We start from the raw sequence: 2,393 nt of genomic DNA on the forward strand, positions 1-2,393 counted from the left end.
ACCGTGCCTGCGCCGCGTGCGCCGGCTCGAGGAGGACGGCGTGCTGATCGGCTATCGCGCCGTCGTCGACCCCCGCGCGGTGGGCCTGGCCATCACCGCGCACAGCCTCGCTCCCGACCCCGTCTGGGAGCTCACCCGCCGCTACGCCGCCGACCCCCGGCCCGACCGCCTCGACCTGACCCTCGGCGTCTACCGCGACGAGAACCTGCAGGCCCCCGTGATGGACGCCGTCCACGACGCGGAGCGCCTCCTGCTCGGGCGGCGCGAGTCGAAGCAGTACCGGGGGCCGAGCGGGCACCCCGCCTTCACGGCGCGGATGAGCTCGCTCCTCCTCGGCGAGGACCTGGCGCAGCGGGCGTTCGGCGTGCAGACCGTCGCGGGCACCGGCGCGCTGCGGCTGCTGGCCGAGTTCCTCGCGCACTTCGAGCCGGGGCGGCGCGTGATCCTCGGCGCCCCCTCCTACGTGAACCACGCCCCCGTGCTGCGCGCGGCCGGCCTCGACATCCACGCCGTCCCCTTCCTGGACGCGTCGGGCCGCCCCTGGCTGGAGCCGACCGTCGACGCCCTGCGCTCCGCCCGGCCCGGCGACGCGGTGCTCCTCCAGGGCAACTGCCACAACCCCTCCGGAGCCTCGCTGACGCCCGCGATGTGGGACCGGCTGACCGACGAGATCGTCCGGGCGGGCGTGATCCCCTTCATCGACCAGGCCTACTACGGGCTGGGCGACGGCCTCGAGGAGGACCTCGCGGGGATGCGGCGGCTGCTCGCCCGCGTGCCGGAGGGCGTCGTCTCGGTCAGCTGCTCGAAGGCGTTCAGCCTCTACAGCGAGCGCGTCGGCTGCGCCCTCCTCCTCCTGGACCCGTCCGGCACTCCGGGTGCGATGAGCACCCTCGAGGCGATCGCGCGGGCGGCCTACTCGCAGCCCCCGCACCACGGAGCGGCGATCGTGGCGACGATCCTCGGCGACGAGGAGCTCGAGCGCTCGTGGCGCGACGAGCTCGAGCGGATGCGGAACCGGGTCACCCGGCTCCGGGACGGCCTCATCGGCGGCGCTCTCGCGGCCGGCGCCCCCGCCCGCTTCGCCGCCCTCCGCGACCAGCGGGGCCTGTTCCTCTCCCTCCCGCTGTCGCCGACGGCAATGCACCGCCTCCAGCACGACTTCGGCGCCTACGGGCTCCCGTCGGGGCGAATCAACCTGGCCGGCGTCCCCCGGACCGCGGTCGACCGGCTCGCCTCCGCGCTGGCCGAGGTCGCGGCCGAGGACGACGCCGTCCGGGCGGTGGCCTGATGGACCGGCGGGAGCGCGCCCGGCTGCTCGACGAGCTCATCGCTCTGCCGACCGTCTCGGCCGATCCCTCGCGCCTCGGCGACCTGCGCCGGAGCGCCGGCCTGCTCGCCGACGCCCTGCGGGAGCGCGGCTTCGACACCCGGCTCGTCGAGGACGACGCCGGCCGCCCCTCGGTCGTGGGCACGCGCGGACTGCTCCCCGGCGTCCCCTCCGCTCTGCTCTACGCGCATCACGACGTGCAGCCCGCGGGCGCCGGCTGGACGTCGGACCCCTTCGTGCCGCTGCACCGGGGGGACGTGGTCACCGGACGTGGCAGCGCCGACAACAAGGCCGGCGTCGTGGCGCACCTCGCGGCGATCGACGAGCTCCGCCCCGACCGGCGGCTCGGCCTGATCGTCGTCCTCGACGGCGGCGAGGAGGTCGGCTCCCCCGGAGCGCCCGCCCTGCTCGCCGGGCTCGGCCTGGAGGAGGCGCCCGCGCTGGTCCTCGTGAACGACGGCGTGAACGCGGTCCGCGGCACTCCGTCGCTGACGCAGTCGCTCCGCGGGCTGCTCGCCGTCGACGTCGAGGTCGCCGTGATGGACGAGCCCGCGCACAGCGGCGTGAACGGCGGAGGAGCGGTCGACGCCCTGACCGCGTTCTGCCGGCTGGCCGCCTCCCTCCACGACGACCGCGGCGAGGTGGCCGTGCCGGGGCTGCGGGTCGGTGCGCCGGCGACCGCCCGCGTCGATCCGGACGCCTTCCGGGCCCGGCTCGGGCTGCTCGACGGGGTGCACGTCGCCGACGACCTCGCGACCGCCCTCTGGGCCTCTCCCGCCCTCTCCGTGCTCGCGATCGACGCGCCGCGGATCGCGGAGTCGGCGAACGTGCTGCTCCCCCGGGTGCGCGCGCGCGTCTCGCTCCGGGTGCCGCCGGGGCTCGCGATGGACGACGCGGCCGCCGCGCTCCGGGCGCACCTGCTCGCGCAGCGGCCCTTCGGTGCGCACGTGCGCGTGGACGAGGTGAGCCGGAGCGAGCCGTGGAGCGACGCGCGCATCTCCGGCGTCGTGGTCGCCGCGCTGCAGGACGCGTGGGGGCGCTCGCCCGACCTGCTCGGAGGCGGCGG

At 76.7% G+C, this 2,393-nt stretch carries 2 protein-coding genes; both read left to right on the plus strand.

Translation table 11 applies throughout. The features are described from left to right. Positions 1 to 1,288: aromatic amino acid transaminase (locus tag C5C27_RS17270; protein ID WP_219813205.1), on the plus strand; the 1,288-nt coding region annotated here is incomplete at its 5' end. Continuing rightward, positions 1,288 to 2,393: M20/M25/M40 family metallo-hydrolase (locus C5C27_RS17275; RefSeq protein ID WP_104315014.1), on the plus strand; the 1,106-nt coding region annotated here is incomplete at its 3' end. The genes C5C27_RS17270 and C5C27_RS17275, both read left to right, overlap by 1 nt.

Source organism: Rathayibacter sp. AY2B7 (assembly GCF_002931635.1).
Classification (GTDB): domain Bacteria; phylum Actinomycetota; class Actinomycetes; order Actinomycetales; family Microbacteriaceae; genus Rathayibacter.